Origin of the sequence: Novosphingobium sp. PhB165 (assembly GCF_004341845.1) — a bacterium.
Taxonomy (GTDB): Bacteria; Pseudomonadota; Alphaproteobacteria; order Sphingomonadales; family Sphingomonadaceae; genus Novosphingobium.
Genome location: NZ_SLVB01000002.1, coordinates 628606 through 652658, shown reverse-complemented (window position 1 = coordinate 652658; position 24053 = coordinate 628606). Strand labels below are relative to the sequence as shown.

Here is a 24053-nt window from a genome sequence, read left to right as displayed (position 1 = left end):
CGCGCCCTGCGTCAGTGGCTGCTGCGGGCGCGGGGGAGGTTTTCGCCGGACATCTCGTAGCGAGGGCGGGGTTCGCACAGCGACATCTCGCGCGCCATGACGGCGGCCTGAGTCCGGTTCCGCGCGCCCAGCTTGGTCAGGATCGACTTCACGGTCGCCTTGATCGCGGCTTCGGTGACATTGAGGTCGTAGGCGATCGTCTTGTTCTGCAAGCCGTTGCGCAGGCTGGCGAGGACATCGAGTTCGCGGGTGTTGAACTTGTAGTCCTCCACGCTCGCACTCTGCGGCGCCCCCCGGCTTGTGACGACCAGCATGTTGTCGACCATGTCGATGATCTCGGGCGGGGCCACCCGCTGTCCGATTGCCACCATCTGCATCATCGAAACCAGCGACTGGCAGGGCGAGTCGATCAGGAAGTAGGCATGCGCGCCCGCCATGTAGAGCGCCGCCATTTCCGAGAATTCGAAAGATTCGACCAGTACGACGATGCGGAGCCGCGGATAGCGCAGCAGCAGGTTGCCCAGCGTGGCCGCACCGTCGGCGCCGCAAATCGACCTGTCGATGACCAGAATGGCCTCTTCATGGCGCCCTGCCAGCGCGGGAGCGAGAGCGGCCAGACTGCGCAGGGGCTCGGCGGTTCCAAGGGCGGAATCGGCCAGGATCCGGCACATTCCTTCCTGCGCGAGTGAGTTCTTCATCGCGACGAACATCGTGATGGACATGGTGGATGCTCCTTGCTTGCGGCGTTCAACCTCGAAAGTTTGCCGGGGCCGTCGTGCCCGGCGGAAAGGGACTGCGGCCGCTTTTCAGGCGGCGAAACGGACGGCGGAGCGCTGGGGGGATTTCGGTGAACAACCGCGTCGATCTAATGGATTTCGCTGTTAACCAGATGCAGCGAGGATTTGCCGGTACAAGGCGATGCACCGTCGGGATATTCGATATTGCCGTCAGGTCGCAGGATGAAGAACTCGGTGGTGTCGACGGAGCCGTTGATGGTGATCGGCCAGATCGTCGAGATCGGCACTTCGTCGCCCGCGATGCGGAAAGTATCGATGCGCCAGGCGATGACCTGATCCATCATTTCCGGTGCGGGAGATTCTCGTCCTCGTCCATGCAAATTCGGTGACACGTAGAAGCCGTCACCCGCAGATACACACGTCGTAGAAATAAGCTCGTGGGTCATGCTACCCCCAGCCAATGGCGCCAGGCGCCGGGACATTCGCCTTGCAAGATCGGAACGGAATATTCCAATGATGACTTGCCTGTTTACTATGTCTCGTCCCGGCTTACGGCGACCTTACAAGCACAGCCGGATAAGATGATGTTGCGCTTGCCGTATTGTGTCACATTGGTGCAGTGTGGCGTGCCGGTCGCATGCGGTTCCCGCATCGCCGCAGCATGAAAGACGTTTGAGCATTTTCAAGTCAGGTGGGATCACCTGACGACTCGGAAAATGCGCCAAACAAACGATAAACAGAGCGCAATCCGGTTCGGAACGAACGGATTACGCTCTGAGCAACCACGGCAACGGCATGGCGGCTCCGGCCGGGATGCCCGAAGCCTTGCGGGGGGCGGGGCATGCGGCTGCTGATCGTCGAGGACAATCCGGAACTGGCAGAGCTTATCGGCCTCCATTTGGCCGAGGCGGGGTTTCCCAACGACATCGTTTCTACAGCCGATGAGGCGCGCGCCTTCGTGGAAACGGGACATCATGCGGCCATGCTGCTCGATCTCGGCCTTCCGGACGAGGATGGCATCGTCCTGCTGCGCCAGTTGCGTGCGGCGGGGCACTTCCTGCCGGTGCTGGTGCTGACGGCGCGATCGGCCATTGCGGACCGGGTGGCCGGGCTCAATGCCGGAGCGGACGATTATCTGCCGAAGCCCTTTGCTGCCGAGGAACTGATCGCCCGCGTCGCTGCGCTCTTGCGGCGGGCCACGGGCGATCAGGGCGGCGCGATCGCCTGTGGCCAGCTTCGGTACGATGTCGCCTCGCAGACCCTGCGTGTGGACGATACCACGATCGTGCTGGCCCCGCGCGAAGTGCAGCTTCTGGATCTCCTGATGCGCCACCGGGACAAAGTGGTGCGCAAATCGCAGATCGAGTCGGCGTTCTTCGGCCTTGGCGAGGAATTTTCCTCCAACGCCGCCGAAGTGAGCGTGCACCGGCTGCGCAAGCGCCTGATGTCGCTGGACGTCGGCGCCGAGATCGTGACCGTGCGCGGGCTGGGATATCTGCTGCGGTCCGCGCAGGAGAAATGATGCGCACACCTTCCGTCCTGCGCCGGATTCTCGTCCTTCACGCTGCCGCCACGCTGATTACGGCCGTGTTCGCCGCATTGGGCGCGTGGCTGCTGATCGACAGCACGGGAGACCGGCTCCAGCGGCAAGTCCTCGACGAATATGCGCAGAAGATGCAGGCGGGGCTGGAGCGCCATTCGAAAGGCTGGACGATCTCGGAAGAGGCGGCCGTGGCCCTGCGCGGCGGGGGCAGCAGCTTCAGCTTCTGGGTCGAGGACCGGGGGCGCCGCATCGCCGTGGACAACCTGAAGTCCTCGCCCTCGCTGGCCGTGCCGACCCGGCCGGACGTCACCTACTTCAGGCGTGTGCGCGGTTCGAAGATCTATTCGGGCATCAGCATGCCGCTTGTCCGCGAGCCGGGAAGCTGGCTGGTGATCGTCCAGAACCTCGATCACCCCGACGTGATCTTCGACGACCTGCGCGCCCAGATCGTGATGGTTGGCGGCGGGCTTCTGGCGATTTTCCTGGTCGGGCTGCTGACGGTGGACACTTACATCGTGCGGCAATCGCTGGCGCCGGTGAAGCGCGCCTCGCGCGAGGTGGAGCAGGTCTTTCCCCACCAGTTGCAGCAGCGCGTCGATACCGAAGGCATGCCGGAGGAAGTGCTTCCGCTGCTGCGCGCCTTCAATGCCGCGCTCGACCGGGTGGAGGATGCCTATCGGATCGAGCGGGAATTCGCGGCGGATGCAGCGCACGAACTGCGCACGCCGCTGGCCATTCTGCGCCTGCTGGCGGGGCAGGGCGGGCCGTCCGAAGTGCAGATGCGGATGCTTCGCCAGATCGATGTCGTCGAAGCGATTGTCGAGCGCCTGCTGCTGGTGGCGGAAGTGGATGCGATGGCCTGCGATCCGGAGGAAATGGTCGAACTGCGCTCGGTCGTGGAAGACCGCGTGGCCGCCATCGTGCCGCTGCTGATGGCGAAAGGGCAAGTCGTCGAGATCGTCGGCTTGCCGCGCATGGAGGTCTTCGCTTCGGAGTATCTGGTCGGCCGGGTGCTGGATTCGCTGCTGGAAAATGCTGCGAAACATACGCTGCCCGGCACCCGCGTCACGGTTGCCGTGGGGCCGGGATCGGAAGTCCATGTGGCCGACACAGGGCCCGGGCTTCCCACTTACGATCCGCAGATATTCGCGCGTTTCGAGGCGGCTCGGCGGGATCTTTCGCGCAGTTCCGGATTGGGTCTCGCGATCGCCAGCGAATTGATGCGCAAGGTGGGCGGGAAACTGGAATCCCGCGCGAACGTCCCGAACGGCGTGATCTTCACGCTGCGATTTCGTTCGGTCTGAACGCGCGGGATAAGGATCAGGCGGCGAAGCCGCCGTCGATGGCGTAGAGACCGGCGGTAACGAAGCCGGCTTCCGCGCTCGCCAGCCAGGCGACGAGGCTGGCGACTTCATCGGGCTGGCCGTGGCGGGCAATCGCCATGAAGCTGTGCATGCCGTCCGCCATCGGCCCGTTCGCCGGGTTCATATCGGTATCGACCGGGCCGGGCTGCACCACGTTGACGGTGATGCCGCGCGGGCCAAGATCGCGGGCAAGGCCGCGCGCCATGCCCTGCATGGCCGACTTGGTGAGCGCATAGGCCGCTCCGCCCGCGAAAGGCATGCGGTCGCCGTTGGTGGAGCCGATCACCACGATCCGGCCGCCTTCGGGCATTGTGCGCGCCGCTTCGACCGAGGCGAAGTAGGGCGCACGCACGTTCACGTCGATCATCCGGTCGATGGCGTCGGGATCGAGTTCGAGCGCATCGCCGATAACCAGCACGCCTGCGCTGACGACCAGCACGTCGAGTGGCCCGGCTTCACGCACGGTAGCGATCACCGCGTCGCGATCCGCTGCGTCGGAGCGCACGGCGGTCGCGCCGGTCTCTGTGGCAAGGGCTTCGGCTGCGTCCTTCGAACCGGCGTAGGTGAAGGTGACGGAGGCGCCTTCCTCGGCCAGTCTCCTGACGACAGCGGCACCGATACCGCGGCTACCGCCGATGACGAGGGCTTTCTTGTTGGTGAAGCGAGTCATGAGTTCGGTTCCTTTCGAATGGAGATCAGGCAAGTTCGAGCGCTTGCGCGGGGAGAGGGAGAGTATCGATAGCGGCCTCGGCAGCGGCGACGACAGTGCCGCGGGCATCGGGAGAGAGGGCCAGCCCTTCGGCGTGGACCACGGTAACATCCGTGATGCCCACGAAGCCGAGCACGGCCTTGAGATAGGGCGTCTGGAAATCCATGCCGTCAACCGGCGATCCGGGGACGAAGGCGCTGCCGCGTCCGGTAACGAGGTAGACCGGCTTGTCCGCGACCAGTCCCACAGGGCCTTGCGCCGTGTAGCCGAACGTCACGCCGGCCTGGCACACGCGGTCGATCCAGGCCTTGAGCTGGCTGGAAATGCTGAAGTTGTACATCGGGGAGGCAATGACGATGGCGTCAGCGGCAAGGAATTCGGCGATCACGGCATCGCCAAGCGCGATTTCAGCCGTGAAGTCGGCATCCGTTGCCGCGCCGCTCTTGGCCGCCAGATAGGCGCCGCTCAGGTGGGGGATCGGATCGGCGGCGAGATCGCGATAGGTCACATTCGCGCCGGGGTTCTCGGCAAGCAGCCTTTCGACAAGGCGGCGGCCAAGCGGGCGGGTAACGGAAGCGTCGCCCAGAATGCTCGAATCGATGTGCAGAATGTTCATGGCGGTAATCCCTGTTCGGTTTCGTTGATCCTGAGATATCCTGCCGCCGACATTCCGATTAGCGGGCTGATGGGCATCTGATTGTTGCCTTCCTGATGCGTAATCACTGTCCATTATGTTTGGAAGACAGGGCTGGCCCGGAGCGATTTCGCGTGACGGATCATTGTGCTAGCCTTGCCGAGTTCAATCGCGTGAAGGGGCACGCATGCCGCATCTGCCGGATTTCGAGGCATGGGCCATCTTCGCGAAAGTCGCGGAAAAGGGTTCGTTCAGTCACGCCGCCGAAGAACTCGGCCTTGCCAAGACCACCGTTTCCAAGACCGTGACCCGGCTTGAGGAGCGGATGCGGACCACGCTGCTCCACCGCACCACGCGCAAGCTCTCGCTTACCGAGACGGGGCGGCTGTCGCTGGAGCGCGCGATGCGCATCCTTGCGGATGGAGCGGCGATTGAGGCCGATATTCTGGAGGAAGCGGCAGTGCCGCGCGGATCGATCCGGCTCGCCTCGATGTCGGGCTTCGGCACCGATGCGCTGGCCGGTGCGCTGCCGGAGTTCCTTAGGGCCTACCCGGAAGTGCGTGTCGATCTCACGCTGCGCGAAAGCCATGTCGATCTTGTGGGGGAGGGGTTCGATGCCGCAATACAGGTCGGCGCGGGCGTGGATTCCAGCCTCAGGACCAGCCGTCTGTTTTCGTTCCGGCGCCCGCTGCTCGGCGCGCCGGCGCTGCTCGAAGCGCGGGGCATGCCCGCGCACCCTTCGGAACTGGCGCGCTATCCGGCGGTGATCCCGACCCATGTTTCATGGGGGCAGGACTGGGTGTTCGAACGGGAGGGGCATGAGGCGGTCGCGCTGCGAATGGACGGCTGTTACCGGGTGAACAACCCGATCGCCATGATACCCGCGCTCGTCGCCGGGATCGGGCTGGCGATCCTGCCCGAGTTCTACGTCTGGAAGCAGCTTGAAGAAGGCTCGCTGGTGGAACTGTTGCCCGACTGGCGGCCGCCGTCGGGCCCGGTCTTTCTGGTGACGCCGCCCGGCCGCGCGCGCCCGGCGCGGGTGCGCGTCCTGCTCGAATTTCTGCGCGAGCATTTCGCGCGCCAGCCCTGGGCGCACGGTATCGAGAGCTGATCAGGTCACGTCGATGCGCACCTCGACATTACCGCACACCGCTTTCGAATAAGGGCAGCGTGCGTGGGCACGCGCCGCCAGTACCTCCGCCAGTTCGGGAGGGAGTCCGGGCAGGTCGAGCGAAAGGGACACGGCCAGCACCGGCCCCGATGCATCGCCGGCGGTCAGTCGAACCGTCGCGGTGACATTGCTGTCCGACGCCAGTGCGACGGCGCGCTCCTGCGCTTCCATCCGCAAGGTAGCGAGGAAGCAGGCGGCATAGGCGGCCGCGAAGAGCTGCTCTGGATTGGTGCCGCGCCCATCGTCGCCGCCAAGGGCGGCCGGGGTCGAAAGATCGACCCGCAACCGCCCGTCGCAGCTTGAAACGCAACCGGAACGTCCGCCAAGGACAGTGGCCTGCGCGGTATAGATCGGGTCCATGGGCTCTCTCACGCCGCCCCGGTCAGCTTCGCGACGGCGGCAGGCGCGGCGCGAAACGAGATCGCAAGGCGATTGTAGGTGTTCATCAGTCCGATCGCGATAGTCAGGTCGGACAGCTGCTTGGCATCGAAGACGCGGGCGGCGGCCTCATATTCGGCATCGGGCACGGCCGTATCGGCCACGCGGGTGACGGTTTCCGCCCAGGCAAGGGCGGCCTGTTCGGTCTCGCTGAACAAGGGCCGTGCCTCGCGCCAGACGGGCACGAGCACCAGCTTCTCCGTGCTGACGCCCTTGGCCAGCAAGTCGCGGCTATGCATGTCGATGCAATAGGCGCAGCCGTTGATGAGGCTGACGCGCAAGTAGACCAGATCGACCAAGGCGGGATCGAGTCCGCTTGTCATCACATAACCGTAGACATGGCCCAGTGCCTTCATTCCGGCGGGGGCGGCGAGATTGTGATCGATGCGGTGGGTCATGGGAACGTCTCCATCGTGATCGTGAACTCGGGGTATGCGGCCATGAATAGAGCAATGCGGGCAAGCCGATTAGGCACCGCGTCGTCACCTGATTGGTGCCTGTGAAGGGCATAATCGATGCCGGTCCGTGCCTTCCGCTCGTGTCAAATCATTGCCGGACACCCCTGCAAGATTGACGCGCTCCCCTTGTGATGAGAGGCCTTGCAAGAGGCGCGGCAAGCAAAGGAACCGCGGCGCCCGCCGAGAGAGGTGCCCTTGCCACGATTACGCTCCTCGCGCCTTCCGGCGCAGGCCGCGATCCTGCTGCTGCTACTGGGGCTGGTACAACTGGCCGGTAGCCTGCTGTTCTATCAGTCGATTGACCGCCAGACCCTGCGCGAGGACCACGCACGGCGGATTGCCGAACTGCTGGTGGTCAGTGAGCGCATCCATGGCATCGACGCGGGGCAGGTGGTGAAGGTCATGTCCACCCGCCATCTCGACGCGCACGTTGCCACAAGCCCGCTAGTGACCGGCGCCAAGATGGCGCGCCCGCTGCGGTCGATTGCGGGTGAAGTCGTCCGGTGGGAGCCGTCACTGGCGGGCCGTGATCTCCATCTCGCCTATTCACCGGGGCCCGAGGGAAGGCGCGATCTGGTGGGTTCGATGCGGCTCGCCGATGGAACGTGGCTGAACTTCCGGTCCAGCGACATCGGCGGCACCTGGCCGGTCGCGGCGCGCGCGACCGTGCTGACGTTGCTGACCGCACTTGCTTGTCTTGCGGTTGGTCTTCTGGCGCTGGGCGTGCTCACGCGGCCCTTGCGGCGCCTTGCCCGCGCGGCCGATGCGATTGGCCATGGCCAGCGCGTGGAGATCGACGAGCAGGGCTCTGCGGATCTGCGCGATCTCGCCCATGCGATGAACGTGATGCAGGAGCGCATCGCCCGGCTCGTCGAGGATCAGGCCCGCTCGTTCGAGGCGATCAGCCACGATCTGCGCACGCCGCTCGCGCGCCAGCGGGTTGTTGTCGATCTTGTCGAGGACCGGGAGCTTGCCGACATCCTCGGCGGCAGCATTGAGGAGATGGAGGCGCTGATCGCGTCGCTTCAGGGCTACCTTCGCGCCCAGCATATCGCCAGCGAGCCTGAAGAGGTCGATCTGGGCGCGCTCGTCGCGGGCGTGGCCGGGGCCTATGGCGACTGCGTGCAGGTTTCCGGTCCGGGCGATGCCAAGACCCGGACTTATGCCGAGCCGGTCAGGCTGGCCCTCTCGGCACTGGTCGAGAACGCGGTGCGGTTCGGAGGCGCGGCGCAAGTGCGGCTGCTGAGGACGGCCGATGGATGGAACATCGAGGTGGAGGACCCGGGCGCCGGCATTCCGGCCCGCCACTTCACCGACGTCCTCGCCCCGTTCTTCCGGATCGACGAGGCGCGCAGTCGGGACGTGCCCGGCTTCGGCCTTGGCATCCCGACGGCGCACCGGCTGATGATGCGCTTCGGGGGAGCGCTGTCGTTCGAGGACAGGGCGCAGGGCGGCTTTGTCGCGCGCATTCGAGTGCCCGCCGCCCCGCATTCCTGATCGGCGCGGCTATCCGGCCATGGCCTTGGCGATCTGCTGGATACGCGCGCGGCGGGCGCTGGCCGAGGTTCCGGCATAGCCCACTTCCTCGTCCTCCAGTGCCCAGTTGCACACCGGCCCATGCGGGAGACGCGCCAGGCCGAGCGCGGCCACATCTTCCGACGAGGCGCAATTGTCGGGGAAGGCGTGCCCCTTGCGCGCCATGAGTTCGCGGTGCGCGGGCGTGTCGGTGCGCCCCATGATGAGGTTCAGCACATCCACGCCGTGGGGGTTGAGTTCGGCCCAGAGTCCTTCGCCGAAGACCAGATCGAAAGCCTTGCTGCCGCCATAGACGGTAATCCCCGGTAGCCCGCCATAGCACGCGCCCGAGCCGACCAGGATGATGCCGCCCCGCCCCCGCGCGCGCATCGGTCCGGCGAAGCGATGGCATGCCCGCATCGTGGTCATGACATTGCGCGTGACGAGCGCTTCCCAGTCGGCCAGTGCGCCGTCGAGGAACAGCGCGCCGTTGGAATCGGCACCGGCATTGAGGATCAGCAGCCCCACCTCGCGCCCGTCCGCAAGATCGGCCATGCGATCCGCCGCGTCCTCAAGCGCAAGATCGATCGAGCCGGTGACGCAGTCGACGCCGTGGTCCCGCGCGATTTCGGCGGCAAGATCGGTCAGGGGGCCCTCGCGCCGGGCCACGAGAATCAGGTTGACGCCCTCTGCCGCCAGTTGGCGGGCGAAAGCGGCGCCGGTTCCTTCCGATGCCCCCGCGACAACGGCCCATGGTCCGTACCGTTCGCGCATGTCCAAAATATTCTCTCCCGCTTATCCGTTCGCCGGGAGGATATCGAAGCGCGGCCATGCCGCCATTTCAAAATGCGGCAGACTTCTATCTCGATCCGAGATAGCCCAAGGGCCATGGAGATCAGACGCCTGCGCTACTTTCTGCGGATTGCCGAAGACGGTTCGCTCACGCGGTCCGCCGGAGTGCTGCGGATCGCGCAATCCGCGCTGACGCGGCAGATGCGACTGCTCGAACAGGATCTGGGCGTGAAGCTCTTCGTGCGCTCCTCGCGCGGGATGGCGCTGACAGAGGACGGCGAGCAACTGCGGACTTCGGTGGCAGCGCCGCTGCGCGAACTGGAACTCGCGCTCGATGCGATCCGGAGGCAGGGGCCGCAAGCCCGCTCGACCGTGGTGATCGGCCTGCCGCCGGGCCTTGCCGACATGCTCGGCCTGACGCTGGCGCTCGAACTGGAACGCCGGGTGCCGGACATTGCCGTGCGCATGGTGGAAGGGCCGACCGGCAGCCTGGTCGACTGGCTCAATCGCGGCGTGGTCGATCTTGCGCTGCTGGAGGATTCCGCCCGTGACGGCAGGATTGAGGAACGTCTGCTGCATGAAGAGCGGCTCTGGCTGATCGGTCCCGTCGATGCGCCTTTCAACGGCACCGTGCGGTTCGAGGATGCGGCGCCGTTGCCGCTGATCGTGCCGTCGCACCATCTCGGCATTGGCGGCGCCATCGAGGATGCCGCAGCGGCGCGCGGGCTGGCGCTCAATGTTCGCATGCATGTCGATGCTGCGCGGCTCGCTCGCGATCTCGTCGAAAAGGGGGCGGGCTATGCGATCCTGCCACACGGCTATTGTCGGGACGCGATTGCGCAGGGCCGTTTTCAGGGGTGGGAACTGGTCGAGCCGGAGCTGATGGTGGGTATCCACCTCGCCTTCCGGCGGCATCGGCGCGCGCGCAAGGGCGATTTCGACAGGTTGCAGGACGCCGTGACTGCTATCGCGAGCGAACGGTTCCTAAAGTAGCGGACTGACAAGCCGCGCCAGATTTTCCAGAAGGCGGGAAGTCTGCGGCCGGGCGCGCCATTCGGGCAGGGTCAGTTCGTCGCTGCACTCCAAATACCCGCGCAGGATTTCGAGCATCGGGGCGACGGCGTCGGCCCCGTGCAGAATAAGGCTGATCTCGGCATTGAGTGCGAACGAGCGCATGTCGACATTGCTCGATCCGACCACGGCGATTGTGTCGTCAATGGCCACCGACTTGGCGTGCAGCAGATGGCGGCGATAGCCATGGAGGCGCGCGCCGGCCTCCAGCAGCTCCTGATAGTAGGAACGCTGGGCATAGCTGACGAGGCGCTGGTCGACGACTTGCGAGACGACAAGGTTCACCGAGACCGACCGGGCAGCCGCGTTCTTGACCGCCGTAATCAGCGCCTGATCGGGGATCAGGTAGGGCGAGACGATGGTGACTTCGCGCCGCGCCCGGTGGACCAGCTCGACGAGCAGACGCTCGTAGCCGGTCGTGCCGAAATCCGGGCCGCTCGGCATGGCCTGATGCACCGAACTGCCCGGAGGGGCAGGGATCGGCAGCGCGTCGAGCCGCTCACCGGTTTCGAGGTACCAGTCGCTGGCGAACATGGCATCGAAGGCCGCCACCACCGGCCCTTCGACGCGCGCGACCAGTTCATCGTTGACGATTCCCGGCTTGAAGTCGCGGTTCACGATGTTCTGGGATCCGACGAAGACGATCCGGCCATCGACAAGGCAGAGCTTGCGGTGATTGCGCAAGTCCGTGCGCGCGCGGCGCAAGGGCGCGAAGCGTACCGGCAGGACGAGGCGGGCCTCTACCCCCGCTTGCCGGAGCAGGGCCATGCTGCGCTTGGCCCATGGGCGGGACCCCAGCGCATCGACCAGCACATGCACCGGAACGCCGCGCTCGCGCGCCCGTGCGAGAGCCTCCACCACGGCCTTTCCGGTGCGGTCGTCGGCGAAAATGTAGGTCTGGAGACGTATGCGGATCGTGGCGGCATCGATCGCCTCGATCATTGCGGCGATAGTGCCGTCATAGTTGCTCAGCAGCCGGGCGGAATTACCGGCACAGGCCGGAAATCCGCCGAGCGTTTCGGCCAGTTGCTGGATCTCGGACTGTTCGGTGCCATCGGCCGCGAGGTCCCGGGCGACCTGCTGCCGGAAGGGCTGATCGTCGGCGAAGCGGGCCTGTCGCCACGCCGGGAACTGCGCCCGACCAATGAAACGATAGAGGATGAGCGCCGGGACCGGCAGGAACAGCACGAAGAGCAGCCAACTGCGCGCAGCTTCGGGCGAGCGGCGCATCGGCAGGATCACCACCATGGCCAGGCGAATGACCCATTCGATCAAGAGGTAAGTCAGCGCAAGCCGCGAGGCGTCGAACATGCGGACCAAGGTATCGAGCCGCGCGCGCCATGGCCAGCCTTGAGATAGGAAGGCCGGATTCGGCCCGTATCAATCCTCCAGCGCGGGCAGTTTTCCGCTGTCGACAGCGCGCAGCGGTGCCCGGCTGAGTTCGTTTCCGGCGCGCGTCAGCTTGGAGAGCAGGGCAACGAAGGTCTCCTGCTCTTCGGGCGAGAGACCGGCGAGAATGTCTTCCTGCACCCGCTCGATCCACGGATTGGCGCGCTCCAGCACGTCCTGGCCCGCAGGCGTAAGCGCAAGGACGCGGGCGCGCCGGTCGGTCGGGCTGATCTCGCGCACGACAAGGCCCTTCTGGACCAGCCGGTCGATCACCCCGCCGATCGTCACGCGGTCATAGGCGATCATCCCCGCCAGCGTCTGCTGGCCCAGCCCGGGATGATCGCGCAAGGTTATCAGCGCGGCGAACTGCACTGCCGTCACGTCGATGTCCGCTTCGGCCATGCGGCTGCCGAAAAGGGCAACCGAGATCTGCTGGAGACGGCGGATCAGGTGGCCGGGCAAAGTTTCGAGGTCGCGGTTGCTCATGCCGGCACCTAGCGCGATTTTGCCGCCTTCCTCAAGCCCGCCGAAGGATCGCCGCGAAGTAGGCTGCCAGTTCGTCTCGGGCGTCCAGCGGCAGCACTTGTCCGATGTACTGGTCCGGGCGGACGACGACCACGCAGCCCCGTTCGCGATCGACCCCGCGCATATCGTAGATATCGCCCGCTCCAGCGTCGACGCAGAACGCCTTTTCGTAATCGCGCAGCCCCAGTTCACCCTTGCGGGGCCAGAGCAGACCCGGAAGATCGTCCATCGACAGCGACTGGTGCGCCTGCTGGAATATCGCGCGGACGTCGATAACCGCATCGCTGTCCGCGCCCGCCGTAGTGTGGCGCACCAAGGGAGAGGCCGGATCGCTTTCAAGGAAGCGACAGAGTTCGGCAATGTGGGATTCCGGGCGCGAACCCGGCGCGAGGCCGTCCTTGCCCGCGAAGAGATAGATCCGCCAGCGTCCGTCTGCCTCGGCGACATGGCCGAGCTGCATGGGCTTGGCATCGGCCAGTCGCACGACAGGCGCAGAATGGAAACGCATGCCGATCCCGAACCCTTCGGCAAGGGCCTGATACTCGCCGCTGCCGGTCAGTGCGGAGGGGCGATACTGCGTGGCGGTGCCCGCGGTAAAGCGGCCCTGCTTGACGAAGTAGCGCTGGAACGCGGCGGGATCGACGCCGTCCCCGGTCTCGTCCGTCTTTGGCTTGGCGCTGAACATGGCGGCGAATTCGCGGTCGAAGTCGATCAGTTCCTTGGCGATGGCCTGCCGCTCGGCTGAATAGCTGTGCAGCAGTTCCGGCCCGGCCCTATCGCCCAGCACGGCGGCAAGCTTCCAGCCGAGGTTGAAGGTGTCCTGCATGGACACGTTCATGCCCTGACCTGCCTTCGGGCTGTGGGTATGGCAGGCGTCGCCCGCGATGAAGACGCGGGGAAAGCGCGTGGTTTCTTCGCCTGCGGGCACATCGTCGAACTTGTCGCAGAGGCGCTGGCCGATCTCGTAGACGGACCACCACGCCACCTGCTTCACATCCAGCACATAAGGATGAAGGATGCGCTGCGCTGCCGCGACAAGCTGGTCCTGCGTGATGTTCTTGGCCGAGACGCGCTCGTCCGCGCCCAGTTTGTCTAGCTCGATATAGAGGCGCACGAGGTAGCCGCCCTCGCGCGGGATGATGAGAATATTGCCCTCGTTGGCCGAGTGGATCGCGCTCTTGAGGCGGATGTCGGGGAAATCGCTGTAGGCAAGCACGTCCATTACGCCCCAGGCCTGATTGGCGGATTCGCCGGTGAGGCCAAGTCCGATCGCCTGGCGAACCCGGCTGCGCGCGCCGTCGCAGCCGACGACGTAGCGGGCGCGGATCACCTCGATTCCCTCCTCGCCTTCGGTGCCGACCGGGTGGAGGCGGACCAAGACGGGCGCCTCAGGGTCTTCCGGAACGGTCAGATCGACGATTTCCGTCCCGTAGTCCGGCACCAGCCGGCTCGGCGAATTGCGCATGGCTTCAAGATAGAAGTCATGGACGCGCGCCTGATTGAGGATGACGTGCGGGAATTCGGAGAGCCCTTCCTCGGTGTCGCGGATGCGGCCGTGGCGGGCGATGTTGCGAGCCTCGGTCTCGTCGGGCTTCCAGAACGTGGTCTCGTTGACCCAATAGGCTTCCCGAGCCACGCGGTCTGCAAAGCCGAAGGCGTTGAACATTTCCATCGTGCGGCAGGCGATGCCGTCAGCCTGACCCAGCTCCAGCGGGCCCGGCTTGCGCTCGACGATGCGGGTGCGGATCGCGGGGAAACGGGCGAGTTGGGCGGCCAGCGTCAGACCGGCGGGGCCGCAGCCGACGATCAACACATCGACTTCGTCCGATACCGTGGCGCGAGCGGCGGCCGGATGGATTTCGGGATCGCCGGTGCGGAATCCGTTCAAATGAAACTGCATGTGCATCCTCGCTTGCATGACGGTCTCATTGGGAGAAAGCCGCCTTTGAGTCGATATATGTAGTATACGACATAAATTTAGCGGTCAACGCGGATGAGGGCTGCGCGCGGTAAGCGACGGCAGCCATGAGGAACTATTTTTGTCGCTGTTCGCCGGAATTGTGCGGGGTGAAAGCTTGCAGCGGATCGCGAAAGCATGTCGCCGCGCGGCCATTGATATCGATCAAGCACGCTGAATTGTCATGAAAATCACATATTGCGTGGTTCCCGGCAAAGTTGAATGCTGGCGCGCCGAAGTGCGGCGGGCCGTGCCGGCCGGTTGAATTGCGTGATGCCGATTGTGGGGTCACGATAATGGAGGACGTATTGATGAAGCTTGTTGGAATGGCTCTTGGCCTGGCAGTTGCTTTCGCTCCGATGGCCGCCGAAGCACAGGCAGCGGCGCCTGTGGCCGCCACGCCCTCTGCCACTGCGGGCTATACCGTGACCGAAACGAATATCGGCACCCTGCTTGACGATCCCGCCGCCAAGGCGATCATCGACAAGTACCTGCCCGGTCTTTCCACGAACCCGCAGATCGACATGGCCCGTTCGATGTCGTTGAAGACCGTCCAGCAGTACGCACCTGACAAGATCACCGACGAGGCGCTGTCGAAAGTTCAGACCGACCTTTCGAAACTGCCCGCCAAGAAGTGAATACAATCCGGTCGCCGGACATGATGCCGGCGGCCGGACAATGCGGCAAACAGAGCGTGATTGCGGTGTTCGCCGGTGGTGCGATGCCTGCCCGCTGGCGGCCGATCTTGGTTGGCACCGGCAACGGGGCGGGCCATCAGACGCGGACGACAGGACAATTGAGGTCAATCGACGATGCATGAGAGCAGCCGGAAGCTGGTGGCGCCTGAACTCCTGATCGGGCTCGATGTGATGCCCGACGTCGATTTCGGCGCGGGCATGGCGCAGTTTCGCCAACCTTTCGCCTCGCGGGAAATGCCGCCGCTGCCGGAAAAGCTGGCCGTCGTTTCGCGAAGCGAGCATCGCATCCCGAGCGGAAGCGATGCACCGGACGTGAGGGTGCTTCGTTACGATCCTCCCCAGACGGACAAGGCCTTGCGCCCGGCCATGCTGCACATTCATGGCGGCGGCTATGTGTTGGGCGATGCCGACATGAGCGACATCTCCAACCGCTCCACGGCGCTGGCGACGGGCTGCGTGGTCGTATCGGTGGACTATCGCCTCGCGCCGGAAACGGTCTGGCCCGGCGCGCTGGAGGATTGCTACGTCGCGCTCCGCTGGCTGGCCGACAATGCGGACGAATTCGGAATCGACAGGGACCGTATCGCGGTTTCAGGCGAAAGCGCGGGCGGCGGCCATGCCGCTGCGCTGGCCATTCACGCCCGCAATGAAAACGGGCCGGCGATTCGCTTCCTGCTGCTCGACGCCCCCATGCTGGACGACCGCACGGTCGCCGGAAACGATCTCAATCCCTATTGCGGCGAATTCGTCTGGACGCCGCAGAAAAACCACTTCGGATGGTCGGCTATGCTGGGCCGCGAAGCCGGCGGCGATGACGTGCCGGAAGCCGCCGTTCCCGCCAGAACGAAAGACCTGACCGGATTGCCATCCACCTTCATTTCGGTGGGCGCGCTGGATCTATTTCTGGAAGAAGACATGGAATTCGCCCGCAGACTGATGCGGGTGGGAACGCCCGTGGAACTGCACGTGATTCCGGGTGCCTATCATGGCTTCGGCGTTGCCCAGAACGCCCCGCAAGTGGCCGAGCTTGTCCGCCTGCGCATGGCAGCCTTGGGACGGGCTTTTGCGCAGGGGTGAATTTACAAGGCGCTGCGCGGATGCGCTGCGCCTTGGGGTCCTCAGCGGGTTGCCCGGCTCGGCGTGATCGAGAAGCGGCCGGACCGGCTCCAGTATCCGGCACCCGCCCGAAAAGTGCCCGTTCCGTCAAGGTGCACGAAAGCGTCGGGCTTGCCCAGCGCCTGTGCGATGACGCGCTTGGCGGCGGCATGGGCGGCGGCTTCGTCGCCGGCATCGATCTTCTGGTGGATGGGATCCGACCCGGGCGAGGTCGAGAACTGGAGGTCGAACATCGACGGATTTGCGCTCCTTGCGCGGATCAGAGCAAATGCAATGCCTGATGCTTTAGGGGCGGTGGGGGAATCGTCAATGGCCGCTGGGCACGGCAAGCGGCAGACCGAGTGTCTCGCGCGGCTCAACTATTGGGCGGCGAGGGGATCGCGCCCGACCGCGCTCTTGCTGCGGCGCCGGAGCCAGCGCTCCACGGGACGGTCGAACAGGAGGTACGTCAGGATCGCGGCCGTCAGCGCCAGCAGCAGCATCGCCGAGGCCAGTGCCAGATCGCCCGCCGCAGTGCCGCTGGCCCAGCGCTCCATGAACGTCATGAGCGGCCGATGCACGAGGTAGAGCGCGAACGATGCCTCGCCCAGAAGTTGCAGCACGGGATTGTGCAACATGCCGGACAGAGCCCCCCGGCCATGCGCGAATATCAGAATCAGCGCCGCCATCGGCGGCACGAACACGAGCTGGTACCGGAACGCCAGCGGCACCGAGAACCAATCGACCGCGAACATCGTGGCCAGCACCGTCGCAACCAGTAGGGCCTCGGTCGGGCCGGTTGCCCAGCGTCTTCCCATGCCTTGCTGCCATGCGCGGTAGAGCAGGATGCCCGCGAGGAATTCGAACAGACGGGTCAAGGGGAAGACGTAGAACAGCCAGTCGACGAAAGGCGAGTAACCGTGGACCCGCATCGCCGCGAAGCTGGCGCCTGCCGCGATCACGGCGATGCCGCCGATGAAGACGCTCCGCATCGTCTTGGGGCTCATCTTCACCAGCCAGGGAAACAGCGTGTAGAAGAACAGCTCATTGGACAGTGTCCAGGAAGGGCCGTTCAATGAATAGTGGATCAGCGGCTCGGGAAACCAGCTGTGCAGCAGCGCGAGGTTGAGCCAGATCGCGGGTGTGGGCGGCAAGTCATTCTTCAGCACCAGATAGCCGATAAACGCCAGTCCGACCGCCAGATGGAGCGGAAAGATCCTCGCCAGACGCCGATAGAGGTAAGTCGCCACCGAAACCTCGCCGGTTTTCAGCGCGCGCTCATAGGCGTGGGTCAGGATGAAGCCGGAGAGGATGAAGAAAAAGGTGACGCCGCAGGCGCCTTGCCGCAGGAACACCTCATAAAGGCCCCGCAAGGCAGGGCTGCGGCTCTGTTCGAAGAACACCAGATGCGAAAGCAGAACCAGCAGCGCCGCGAAGAAACGCAGCGAGGTCAGCTGGGCAAGCTTGGCGTGGCTCTGGACCGTCAACATCCGGGCGCGGGTGTCAGCAACTCAAGATAGCGATTGGCCGAAACCCGGGTGGTGAACTGCTCCAGCCAACTGGTCGGTACCGGCGCGGGGCGCTTGTTCAGCACATCGAGCATGGCGTCCGCCAGCATGTCCGGGTCTTCCACGTTCACCAGCTTGCCGAAGCGGCCATGGTCCAGCGCTTCGGCAGGGCCGGAAGGGCAGTCGGTGGCGATTACGGGCGTGCCCAGCGCCATCGCTTCGATCACCACGTTGGCCAGGCTCTCGAACCGCGAGGACAGCACGAAAAGGCTGGCCTTGGCGGTATAGGCATGGGGATTGGGCGCGAAGCCGGGCATCGACACGTCTTCCGAGAGGCCGAGGCGATTGACCAGATCGGTCAGCATCGGGCGCTCCGAACCGTCGCCCAGGATGATGAGGCGGCAGCGCATCTGCTTGCGGACTTTCGCGAAGGCGGTGATGAGCGTGCCGAAATCCTTCTGGTGCTCAAGGCGGCCCACGCCCATGACGATCGGCACGTCGGGATCGCGGAACCACGGATGGTCGACCGGTGCCTGACCGGATTCGATCAGGCCGTCGCTGACGATAGGGTTGTAGATACAGGTGATCGTGCCCGGATCGATGTCGATCACTTTGGCAAGATCCAGCGCCGTGCCCTTGGACACCGCGACGATGGTATCCGCGCGCGGATAGAACAGGTGGGCCAGCCGGAAGAACCAGTACCGCGATTGCCAGGGCCGTGCCTCGTCAAGATCGACCGAGGGGAAGCAATGCTCGGTCAGCATCAGGCGGAAGTGGAAGCCCGCGATCCACCGCACCAGAATGGCGACGAGGTTGGGGAAGCCGAAGCCCGTGCACATCACCGCCTGCGGCCGGGTCCGGCGCAAGTAGGCGCGCAGCTTGGTCACCCGCGCGATGGGGCCCTTTGCGTCGAGCACTTCGTACGTCACGCCCTCGGGAATGAGGTTGCGGAACGGCGACCACGGATTGTCGAGATCGACCAGGATCACCGGGTGGATGCCGCGCGCCAGGAACTCCTCGGCAAGGTTGAACACCACCCGGTCGACACCTCCGTTATAGAGCTGCCGCGCGTAGAAGACGATGTCTGGTCTGTCGGTCTGTTCCATGGGCTGGCTTTCGCAAGATCCTGTGTGACGGCGCTATTCGGCCATGACCGGCGCGGCGCGGTGCGGTTGGGAAACATCCTGCAATATCCCTGCGATCGTACGTGCCTTCACCGCCCAGTCGTGCCCTTCGCGTTCGAGGTGACGGCGGCCGGCATGGCCAAGATCGCGGCGCAGTTCGGGTGAATTGGCAAGCTGACGCATGGCGGCGGTCAGCCCGTCCACGAAGTCGCTCTTCGACGAAGGCGGCACCAGGATCGCGCAGTCGCGGCTTGCATATTGGGCGGCGCCGCCCCAGTCGGCGGCGATTACGGGAACGCCAATGGCCATGGCCTCCATCATCGCGATGCCACCGCATTCCCGCAGCGAGGGCGATACGAAGGCGCCGGCGTCCAGCAGCAGTTCCATGTAGCGTTCCAGCGGGACGCGGCCATGCATCACCACGCTGTCGGCAAGGCCTTCCGCACGCACCAGTTCCTCGATCTCGCCGTAAAGCTCTCCGTCGCCGACAAGATCCAGGCGGACCCCGCCGGCGCGGGCCAGCGGCGCGAAAGCGCGCACGAGGTAGGAGATGCCTTTCCAGTCCACGAACCGGCCGCAGAAGATGAAGGACATCTTGCCGCCCAGCGCGGGATCGGCGCCGCGCTGCTGCCAGCGGCCGAGGTCGACCGCGCTTTCCATCACTTCGCGGATCTGTCCGGAGACACCGCTCGGCAGGGCCGCCCGCGTCTGCTCGTTGGCGACCAACAGCACGGCCGCCTTGCGCTTGCCCGGGATCAGCCGGTGGAGCAGCCCCGTGGCGCTGCGCGTGCCGGAGATCGCCATGCGCACCAGCGGGCCGTCCATGTGCCGGAAGGCGGGCGGCAGGTCCATGCCGCCGCTCATCGGCCCGATCACCACCGGAGCGCCCAGATCGTACATGAAACTGACGGCCCGGGCCGCAATCGGCGCGGGCTCGAAAACCACGTCGACAGTGCCTTGCGCCACCCGCTCTCGCGCCATCCGCCGGATGCGCTGCTGGGTAATCAGGTGGATCAGCTGGTTGAAGACGAGATCCTCCACGCGGTGCGGAAAGATCCGGCCGATGCGGAACAGGATGCGTTGCAGGAAGTGATCACCGACGAAGGAAAACCGCGCGAACATCGCCGGGTCTAGGTCTTCCGCAAGTTGTTCGCGAACGCGCTCGTGGCAAATGATTCTGACATCGTGCCCCAGCGCAAGGAAGTGCTGGAGGTAGTAATAGGGCAGGATCGTTTCGCCGCTGAGATTGCGCGATACGTTCTCGGCGATCAGCAGAATGTTGAGCTTCGGGGCTTCCGGCTCTGACGGAGTCCTCACATCCCCCCGGCCGGGCTGCGGGAATTGAGGGGAGGGCAACTGCACGGTCATTCCGTTAACATCCGTTCGGTCCTTCCTCAGGCGTCGCTCGCGCAGAAATCCCGGATGATGCCGATCGCCGTTTCGATATGGCGCGGGGCAAGGTCGGGATAGAGCGGCAGGCACAGGATCCTACGGGCAAAGCTGCGGGCGACCGGCATGTCCGCGCGGGCGGACGGCAAGTCGCGGTAGACCGAATGATCGCTCACCAGCGGCCAGAAATAGGCCCGCGCATGGATGCCCCTGGCCCGCAGGCGCTCACAAAGCTCTTCGCGGCGGTCCGCTAGATGGTCCGCAAGCAGCATCGGGTAATAGGAATGGTTGAGCTGCCAGCCGGGTTCGGGCTGGAACAGGTCAATGCCTGCGATCTCCCGGATGCCCGCCGTGTAGCGCGCCGAGATCGCGCCGCGCCGGGCGATCACTTCATCGGCATACTTGAGCTGGAGCAGGCCGAACGCGGCCTGGAACTCGCTCATCTTGGCATTGGTGCCAACCGCGTCGACCGAGGTTGCATTGGAGAACCCGAAATTGCGCAGTTGCGCGATCCGCGCCTTCAGGGGCGCATCGCAAATGATCGCGCCGCCTTCAAACGTGTTGAAGACCTTGGTGGCGTGGAAGCTGAGGCAGGTGGCGTCACCCGCCGTCAACAGGCTCTTCCCGTCGCGGCGGACGTTGAAGGCATGGGCGCCGTCGTAGAGCGTCTTCAGGCCGTGGGCCGCCGCGATCTCGGCAATGCGCTCGGTCCCGCAAGGGTGGCCGAAGCAATGCACCGGCAGGATGGCGCACGTCTCGCTGGTGATGGCCTGCTCGATCAATTCGGGATCGAGATTGCCCGTTTTGGGGTCGATATCCACGAAGACCGGCCGCAAGTTGCACGACTGGATCGCATGGGTGGTGGCGACGAACGTGAAAGGCGTGGTGATGACCTCGCCCTTCAGGTCGAGCGCCCGGAGCACGAGTTCCAGCGCCGCCGTCCCGTTCGAGGTCAAGGCGACATGCTCGACGCCGAGATAGGCGGCCAGTTCTTCCTCGAACTGCTGGTGGAACGGCCCGGCATTGGTCAGCCAGCGATTGGCCCAGATCCCTTCGAGATAGGGCAAGAACTCGCTGAGCGGGGGCAGGAACGGGCGCGTTACCGGCGCGTCGTCCAGATCGACCGGTGGGGCCCGTCGTTTCTTGACGACGGTCCGCTCGGCAACAGCGCTGCCGGTGTCTTCAGCCTCATATTCGCTAAGCGAAAGGGGCTCGCCAGTAGTGGCTTTCTGCAATTCCATTGCCGCCCCCATCTATGAACGGAACATGGAAAGAGACTATCGCGCGGTGCCCGTCGGCGTCAGTCTGCATTGCCAGTACAGGTTTTCAGGGAGGCTGGATTCCCGCGCGCGGTGCTTAGGTTCCGGGAGCGGTCGTCGGCTCCGGTAAAGCGCCTTAAGATATATCAAGATGCAAACTTTGAAGTGCCGCAAACGCGCTCAAGTGGCGCGTTGCAGGCATTCATCCGTGTTTACCCGGGGAAACTCGCTGCAATTCCACTGCACCCGCACGGCCTTGTCATTTGAGTGTCGTACGAATGTAAAGGAGATGGCGTCCACCGAATTGCCGGGCAGCGGCAACGTGTTGGCGCGGCGGGAAGAGTCGGTCCAGCCGACGAAGCGGCAGTCGGCAAATCCCGCGCAGCGCTGCTCGGCAATGCGCCGGAAACTGTCGGGGGAGGCACCGGCGGGAAGCGTGACAAGGAAAATGCCCTGATCCTGCAACGATGGGGCCGGAGCTTGTGGAACCGAAGCGAGCGGCGAGGGTACTCCAGCCGTGGCAACTGCGGTCAGTGCGGATGCGGAAGCCGGCTGTCCTCCGTCAAGCGGGCCATCGACCGCGTGTGCCTGAGACAGCGGCGCCAGCAGCGCGATGCGCGGTTCGCTTCCGGCATAGTGCTTGCCGAAAGTGGGGGCGCCGCTCGCGCCGTGCCAGCGGAAGAAGAGGTGGGTCTTGACCACCGCCAGCTTGTCCATCGTGCGGTCCCAGACCGGGCTCACCCAGTCGGTGTGATAGTGCGTGGCCTGCCCGACGGTGGCCTCCACCCGCCCCAGCAACATCTCGGCCGCTACGCGCCGCGCGTCCTGCCAGGCGGCGGGAGTGGGCCGCCTTCGGAACAGTGAGCCGTCGCAGGTAAAGGTGAACTGGCAGCCTGTCGGACGGTCGGCGCCTTCGAATACGACGCCGCAGATCGTGGACGGGAACGCGGCGTGGCGTACCCGGTTGAGCACCACTTGCGCCACCGCCCGCTGGTCCGAAGGATCTCCTCCGGCCTCGTAGAAGTCAGCCGCTGCAAGGCAATCGAGCGCGCGCGAACGGTCCGCGAACGAGCTGTCGAGATAGAACGGCTGAGCCGGGAACAAGGCGCCCTGTGCCAATGGAATCGCGGCATTCACGGTTCGTGCGAGTTGCGCCTGGGCGTCGGTTGCAGGGGGCGGCAAGCCGGCTGTGGACATGGTCAGCGCGGGGACCGCGCGGGTTTTCGTCAGCAGTGCCGCAGCGGGCGAGGCCGGCTGGAAAGCAAGCCCGGCCACCGGAACCGTGGCGCCGGGAGCCAGCGCCATGACGGCGCCAAGGAGCATGGCGCGCGCCCGAACCACGGCGTGGAAACCGTCCCGCCAGCGGCCGGTGCTGCGGCCATCGATGCTCTGCAAAGGGTCAGACAAGATCGAGCGTCCGCTCGACATCGTCGATGTCGGCAATAAAGCCATTGTTGGCTCCTTTCGCGACGACCAGCGCATAGTCCTGCCCCTGCCGGTCGGTGAGCCGCTTCAGTGTGGAATTCACGCCCGTCTGCGGCTGGATCACCAGCGCGCGGGCATCGGCGGGCATCATCAGCAGCCCGTGAACGAGATGATCGCCCTCGACTCCGGCAATCACTTCGGCACCGCCACAGGCGCGGGCGATCTGGGCAATATCCACCCGGCTCGGGTCGAGCACGCGGAAGCCATGCCGCACCGCGAGATGCTCGGCGATGTTCAGTTCGTTGAGCAGCGCGTGGGGCCCAGCCCGGTTCGCGCGCTCCTGCAGGAGGAAGACGCCGGGATGGCGCTCTACCGGGCGGCGCACAAGCCGCCACCGCATCTCGTCGGCCCGGGCGCGTTTGTGTTCGTTATCGGTCTCGTCATCGAACAGCACGAGTTCGTTGCAGTGGATCGCGGCGGCTCTGGCGGGAAGCATCCCGAGCGCGCTTTCGTATTCGAACATGTGGCGGCCGAATTTGCCCGTCGATGACAGTGCAGTCGTGAAAGGCACCCCCGCATCTTCGGCAAGCCGGTAGGTCAGGCAATCGTCGCCCAGCCAGGAGCCAAAGCGGAGATTGCCCGGCCCGCTTTCGTAGAGGGCAAGGCGGCCCATCTCATGCGGGGCAAATGCAAGCGGGGCGAAGCGCGTGCCGGGGCGAAGCCGGCGAATGGCACCACGCGCATGGAGCACGCCGTTGTGGAGCAGCACATCCCTGATGCAATAGCCCATGGTCGGCGCCGCGATCACATCGAAGCCGCCCTTGAAGTGGCGCATCGCTTCCTTGACGGTGCCGACCTCGGCGCCGGAAATCCGCTCCAGCTGGCCGGGCAGGACTTTCGCGCTGCGCACTTCGATGCAGCTGCGGGGGGCGATCTGCCAGCGTTCGAACGCGGCCTTGGTAATGTCAGGCTGGCCATTGCCGAGCAACCGGTCGAGCAGCCTGCGCGCGGGCCGCCATGACAGCGTGCGCCGGGAGGTCGCCGGTGTGAAGGGCCTGTCGGTGGTGGGCGAGAAGGCCGTGTGGGAAGCGTCGTTCACGGGCGCACCACGGCGGCTTGTCGGCTGAACCGGCAGGATCCCTGTCCGCGGTTTCGCGAGGCGGGCAGGACCGTCAAGGCAAGTCTCCACTCATCCCCGAAGGGTCTCATGACGCGCGCGTACGCGCATCCGGGCGACGGCCCACCCACGCAA

The 24053-nt window shown here is 65.2% G+C and carries 24 protein-coding genes; 7 read left to right on the top strand and 17 right to left on the bottom strand.

Annotated features, from left to right (window positions below; genetic code table 11):
• Nucleotides 1–11: 11 nt before the first annotated feature.
• Both EDF56_RS08315 and EDF56_RS08310 read right to left on the bottom strand, forming a co-directional pair.
• Nucleotides 12–722 (bottom strand): response regulator transcription factor, encoded by a 711-nt coding sequence (locus tag EDF56_RS08315; RefSeq protein WP_132386251.1) that lies wholly within the window; start codon nucleotides 720–722, stop codon nucleotides 12–14.
• 143 nt (nucleotides 723–865) lie between these two features.
• Nucleotides 866–1081, bottom strand: a complete 216-nt coding sequence (locus EDF56_RS08310) for a hypothetical protein (protein ID WP_165912141.1) — start codon at nucleotides 1079–1081, stop codon at nucleotides 866–868.
• Nucleotides 1082–1578: 497 nt separating this feature from the next.
• On the opposite strand from EDF56_RS08310, the gene EDF56_RS08305 reads away from it, so the two are divergent.
• Nucleotides 1579–2259 (top strand): response regulator transcription factor, encoded by a 681-nt coding sequence (locus EDF56_RS08305; protein ID WP_132386249.1) that lies wholly within the window; start codon nucleotides 1579–1581, stop codon nucleotides 2257–2259.
• The gene (locus tag EDF56_RS08300; protein ID WP_165912140.1) at nucleotides 2259–3584 is read left to right on the top strand and encodes a HAMP domain-containing sensor histidine kinase; all 1326 of its coding nucleotides are present in this window, start codon (nucleotides 2259–2261) and stop codon (nucleotides 3582–3584) included. The genes EDF56_RS08305 and EDF56_RS08300 overlap by 1 nt, the downstream gene beginning before the upstream one ends.
• Before the next feature lie 16 nt (nucleotides 3585–3600).
• On the opposite strand, the gene bdcA is transcribed toward EDF56_RS08300, so the two are convergent.
• Both bdcA and EDF56_RS08290 read right to left on the bottom strand, forming a co-directional pair.
• Nucleotides 3601–4314: an SDR family oxidoreductase gene (gene bdcA / locus EDF56_RS08295; RefSeq protein WP_132386247.1), complete on the bottom strand. Its 714-nt coding sequence runs from the start codon at nucleotides 4312–4314 to the stop codon at nucleotides 3601–3603.
• 25 nt (nucleotides 4315–4339) lie between these two features.
• Nucleotides 4340–4969 (bottom strand): FMN-dependent NADH-azoreductase, encoded by a 630-nt coding sequence (locus tag EDF56_RS08290; RefSeq protein WP_132386246.1) that lies wholly within the window; start codon nucleotides 4967–4969, stop codon nucleotides 4340–4342.
• Nucleotides 4970–5174: 205 nt separating this feature from the next.
• On the opposite strand from EDF56_RS08290, the gene EDF56_RS08285 reads away from it, so the two are divergent.
• Nucleotides 5175–6098 (top strand): LysR family transcriptional regulator, encoded by a 924-nt coding sequence (locus EDF56_RS08285; RefSeq protein WP_132386245.1) that lies wholly within the window; start codon nucleotides 5175–5177, stop codon nucleotides 6096–6098.
• Here EDF56_RS08285 and EDF56_RS08280 read toward each other — a convergent pair whose 3' ends face one another.
• Nucleotides 6099–6518 (bottom strand): Ohr family peroxiredoxin, encoded by a 420-nt coding sequence (locus EDF56_RS08280; RefSeq protein ID WP_132386244.1) that lies wholly within the window; start codon nucleotides 6516–6518, stop codon nucleotides 6099–6101.
• An 8-nt stretch (nucleotides 6519–6526) separates the two neighbouring features.
• Nucleotides 6527–6994, bottom strand: a complete 468-nt coding sequence (locus EDF56_RS08275) for a carboxymuconolactone decarboxylase family protein (RefSeq protein WP_132386243.1) — start codon at nucleotides 6992–6994, stop codon at nucleotides 6527–6529.
• A gap of 255 nt (nucleotides 6995–7249) precedes the next feature.
• Between EDF56_RS08275 and EDF56_RS08270 the strand changes: the two genes are divergently transcribed.
• Nucleotides 7250–8551, top strand: a complete 1302-nt coding sequence (locus tag EDF56_RS08270; protein WP_132386242.1) for an ATP-binding protein — start codon at nucleotides 7250–7252, stop codon at nucleotides 8549–8551.
• A 9-nt stretch (nucleotides 8552–8560) separates the two neighbouring features.
• Here the strand turns inward: EDF56_RS08270 and EDF56_RS08265 are convergent, their stop codons facing one another.
• Complete coding sequence (locus tag EDF56_RS08265) at nucleotides 8561–9343, bottom strand: SDR family NAD(P)-dependent oxidoreductase (RefSeq protein ID WP_132386241.1); 783 nt, start codon at nucleotides 9341–9343, stop codon at nucleotides 8561–8563.
• A 114-nt stretch (nucleotides 9344–9457) separates the two neighbouring features.
• Between EDF56_RS08265 and EDF56_RS08260 the strand changes: the two genes are divergently transcribed.
• Nucleotides 9458–10354: a LysR family transcriptional regulator gene (locus EDF56_RS08260; protein ID WP_165912139.1), complete on the top strand. Its 897-nt coding sequence runs from the start codon at nucleotides 9458–9460 to the stop codon at nucleotides 10352–10354.
• On the opposite strand, the gene cls is transcribed toward EDF56_RS08260, so the two are convergent.
• The 3 genes from cls to EDF56_RS08245 form a co-directional block, all read right to left on the bottom strand.
• A complete protein-coding gene (gene cls / locus EDF56_RS08255; protein ID WP_132386239.1) occupies nucleotides 10346–11743 on the bottom strand; it encodes a cardiolipin synthase in 1398 nt (465 codons plus the stop codon). The two genes, EDF56_RS08260 and cls, sit on opposite strands and share 9 nt — an antisense overlap.
• A 69-nt stretch (nucleotides 11744–11812) precedes the next feature.
• Nucleotides 11813–12307 (bottom strand): MarR family transcriptional regulator, encoded by a 495-nt coding sequence (locus EDF56_RS08250; protein WP_132386238.1) that lies wholly within the window; start codon nucleotides 12305–12307, stop codon nucleotides 11813–11815.
• 31 nt (nucleotides 12308–12338) lie between these two features.
• Entirely contained in the window at nucleotides 12339–14246 is a 1908-nt protein-coding gene (locus EDF56_RS08245; protein WP_132386237.1) for an FAD-binding monooxygenase, read from the bottom strand.
• A gap of 368 nt (nucleotides 14247–14614) precedes the next feature.
• Between EDF56_RS08245 and EDF56_RS08240 the strand changes: the two genes are divergently transcribed.
• Complete coding sequence (locus EDF56_RS08240) at nucleotides 14615–14941, top strand: hypothetical protein (RefSeq protein ID WP_132386236.1); 327 nt, start codon at nucleotides 14615–14617, stop codon at nucleotides 14939–14941.
• 174 nt (nucleotides 14942–15115) lie between these two features.
• On the top strand, nucleotides 15116–16078 hold the full coding sequence (locus tag EDF56_RS08235) for an alpha/beta hydrolase (protein ID WP_132386235.1): 963 nt from the start codon (nucleotides 15116–15118) through the stop codon (nucleotides 16076–16078).
• A 41-nt stretch (nucleotides 16079–16119) separates the two neighbouring features.
• Here EDF56_RS08235 and EDF56_RS08230 read toward each other — a convergent pair whose 3' ends face one another.
• The 7 genes from EDF56_RS08230 to EDF56_RS08200 form a co-directional block, all read right to left on the bottom strand.
• Nucleotides 16120–16350, bottom strand: a complete 231-nt coding sequence (locus tag EDF56_RS08230; protein WP_132386234.1) for a hypothetical protein — start codon at nucleotides 16348–16350, stop codon at nucleotides 16120–16122.
• 126 nt (nucleotides 16351–16476) lie between these two features.
• Nucleotides 16477–17583: an acyltransferase gene (locus EDF56_RS08225; protein ID WP_165912138.1), complete on the bottom strand. Its 1107-nt coding sequence runs from the start codon at nucleotides 17581–17583 to the stop codon at nucleotides 16477–16479.
• Nucleotides 17580–18710: a glycosyltransferase gene (locus EDF56_RS08220; protein WP_132386232.1), complete on the bottom strand. Its 1131-nt coding sequence runs from the start codon at nucleotides 18708–18710 to the stop codon at nucleotides 17580–17582. The genes EDF56_RS08225 and EDF56_RS08220 overlap by 4 nt, the downstream gene beginning before the upstream one ends.
• A 33-nt stretch (nucleotides 18711–18743) precedes the next feature.
• A complete protein-coding gene (locus EDF56_RS08215; protein ID WP_165912137.1) occupies nucleotides 18744–20045 on the bottom strand; it encodes a glycosyltransferase family 4 protein in 1302 nt (433 codons plus the stop codon).
• Between the two features lie 77 nt (nucleotides 20046–20122).
• Nucleotides 20123–21358, bottom strand: coding sequence for a DegT/DnrJ/EryC1/StrS family aminotransferase (locus EDF56_RS08210; protein WP_132386230.1), 1236 nt, complete (start codon nucleotides 21356–21358; stop codon nucleotides 20123–20125).
• Nucleotides 21359–21556: 198 nt separating this feature from the next.
• Nucleotides 21557–22783 carry a cell wall hydrolase gene (locus tag EDF56_RS08205; RefSeq protein ID WP_243652475.1) on the bottom strand — a complete coding sequence of 409 codons (1227 nt, stop codon included), beginning with the start codon at nucleotides 22781–22783 and terminating at the stop codon, nucleotides 21557–21559.
• Complete coding sequence (locus tag EDF56_RS08200) at nucleotides 22776–23900, bottom strand: glycosyltransferase 61 family protein (protein ID WP_243652474.1); 1125 nt, start codon at nucleotides 23898–23900, stop codon at nucleotides 22776–22778. The genes EDF56_RS08205 and EDF56_RS08200 overlap by 8 nt, the downstream gene beginning before the upstream one ends.
• Nucleotides 23901–24053 lie beyond the last annotated feature (153 nt).

Excerpts from the sequence above, each read along its gene's own strand:
- EDF56_RS08240 (WP_132386236.1), top strand. The coding sequence starts at position 14,615 with ATGAAGCTTGTTGGAATGGCTCTTGGCCTGGCAGTTGCTTTCGCTCCG.
- EDF56_RS08310 (WP_165912141.1), bottom strand. The coding sequence starts at position 1,081 with ATGATGGATCAGGTCATCGCCTGGCGCATCGATACTTTCCGCATCGCG.
- cls (WP_132386239.1), bottom strand. The coding sequence starts at position 11,743 with ATGTTCGACGCCTCGCGGCTTGCGCTGACTTACCTCTTGATCGAATGG.
- EDF56_RS08275 (WP_132386243.1), bottom strand. The coding sequence starts at position 6,994 with ATGACCCACCGCATCGATCACAATCTCGCCGCCCCCGCCGGAATGAAG.
- EDF56_RS08235 (WP_132386235.1), top strand. The coding sequence starts at position 15,116 with ATGCATGAGAGCAGCCGGAAGCTGGTGGCGCCTGAACTCCTGATCGGG.
- EDF56_RS08315 (WP_132386251.1), bottom strand. The coding sequence starts at position 722 with ATGTCCATCACGATGTTCGTCGCGATGAAGAACTCACTCGCGCAGGAA.
- EDF56_RS08250 (WP_132386238.1), bottom strand. The coding sequence starts at position 12,307 with ATGAGCAACCGCGACCTCGAAACTTTGCCCGGCCACCTGATCCGCCGT.
- EDF56_RS08230 (WP_132386234.1), bottom strand. The coding sequence starts at position 16,350 with ATGTTCGACCTCCAGTTCTCGACCTCGCCCGGGTCGGATCCCATCCAC.
- EDF56_RS08245 (WP_132386237.1), bottom strand. The coding sequence starts at position 14,246 with ATGCAGTTTCATTTGAACGGATTCCGCACCGGCGATCCCGAAATCCAT.
- EDF56_RS08290 (WP_132386246.1), bottom strand. The coding sequence starts at position 4,969 with ATGAACATTCTGCACATCGATTCGAGCATTCTGGGCGACGCTTCCGTT.
- EDF56_RS08210 (WP_132386230.1), bottom strand. The coding sequence starts at position 21,358 with ATGGAATTGCAGAAAGCCACTACTGGCGAGCCCCTTTCGCTTAGCGAA.
- bdcA (WP_132386247.1), bottom strand. The coding sequence starts at position 4,314 with ATGACTCGCTTCACCAACAAGAAAGCCCTCGTCATCGGCGGTAGCCGC.
- EDF56_RS08300 (WP_165912140.1), top strand. The coding sequence starts at position 2,259 with ATGCGCACACCTTCCGTCCTGCGCCGGATTCTCGTCCTTCACGCTGCC.
- EDF56_RS08285 (WP_132386245.1), top strand. The coding sequence starts at position 5,175 with ATGCCGCATCTGCCGGATTTCGAGGCATGGGCCATCTTCGCGAAAGTC.
- EDF56_RS08305 (WP_132386249.1), top strand. The coding sequence starts at position 1,579 with ATGCGGCTGCTGATCGTCGAGGACAATCCGGAACTGGCAGAGCTTATC.
- EDF56_RS08280 (WP_132386244.1), bottom strand. The coding sequence starts at position 6,518 with ATGGACCCGATCTATACCGCGCAGGCCACTGTCCTTGGCGGACGTTCC.
- EDF56_RS08220 (WP_132386232.1), bottom strand. The coding sequence starts at position 18,710 with ATGGAACAGACCGACAGACCAGACATCGTCTTCTACGCGCGGCAGCTC.
- EDF56_RS08260 (WP_165912139.1), top strand. The coding sequence starts at position 9,458 with ATGGAGATCAGACGCCTGCGCTACTTTCTGCGGATTGCCGAAGACGGT.
- EDF56_RS08265 (WP_132386241.1), bottom strand. The coding sequence starts at position 9,343 with ATGCGCGAACGGTACGGACCATGGGCCGTTGTCGCGGGGGCATCGGAA.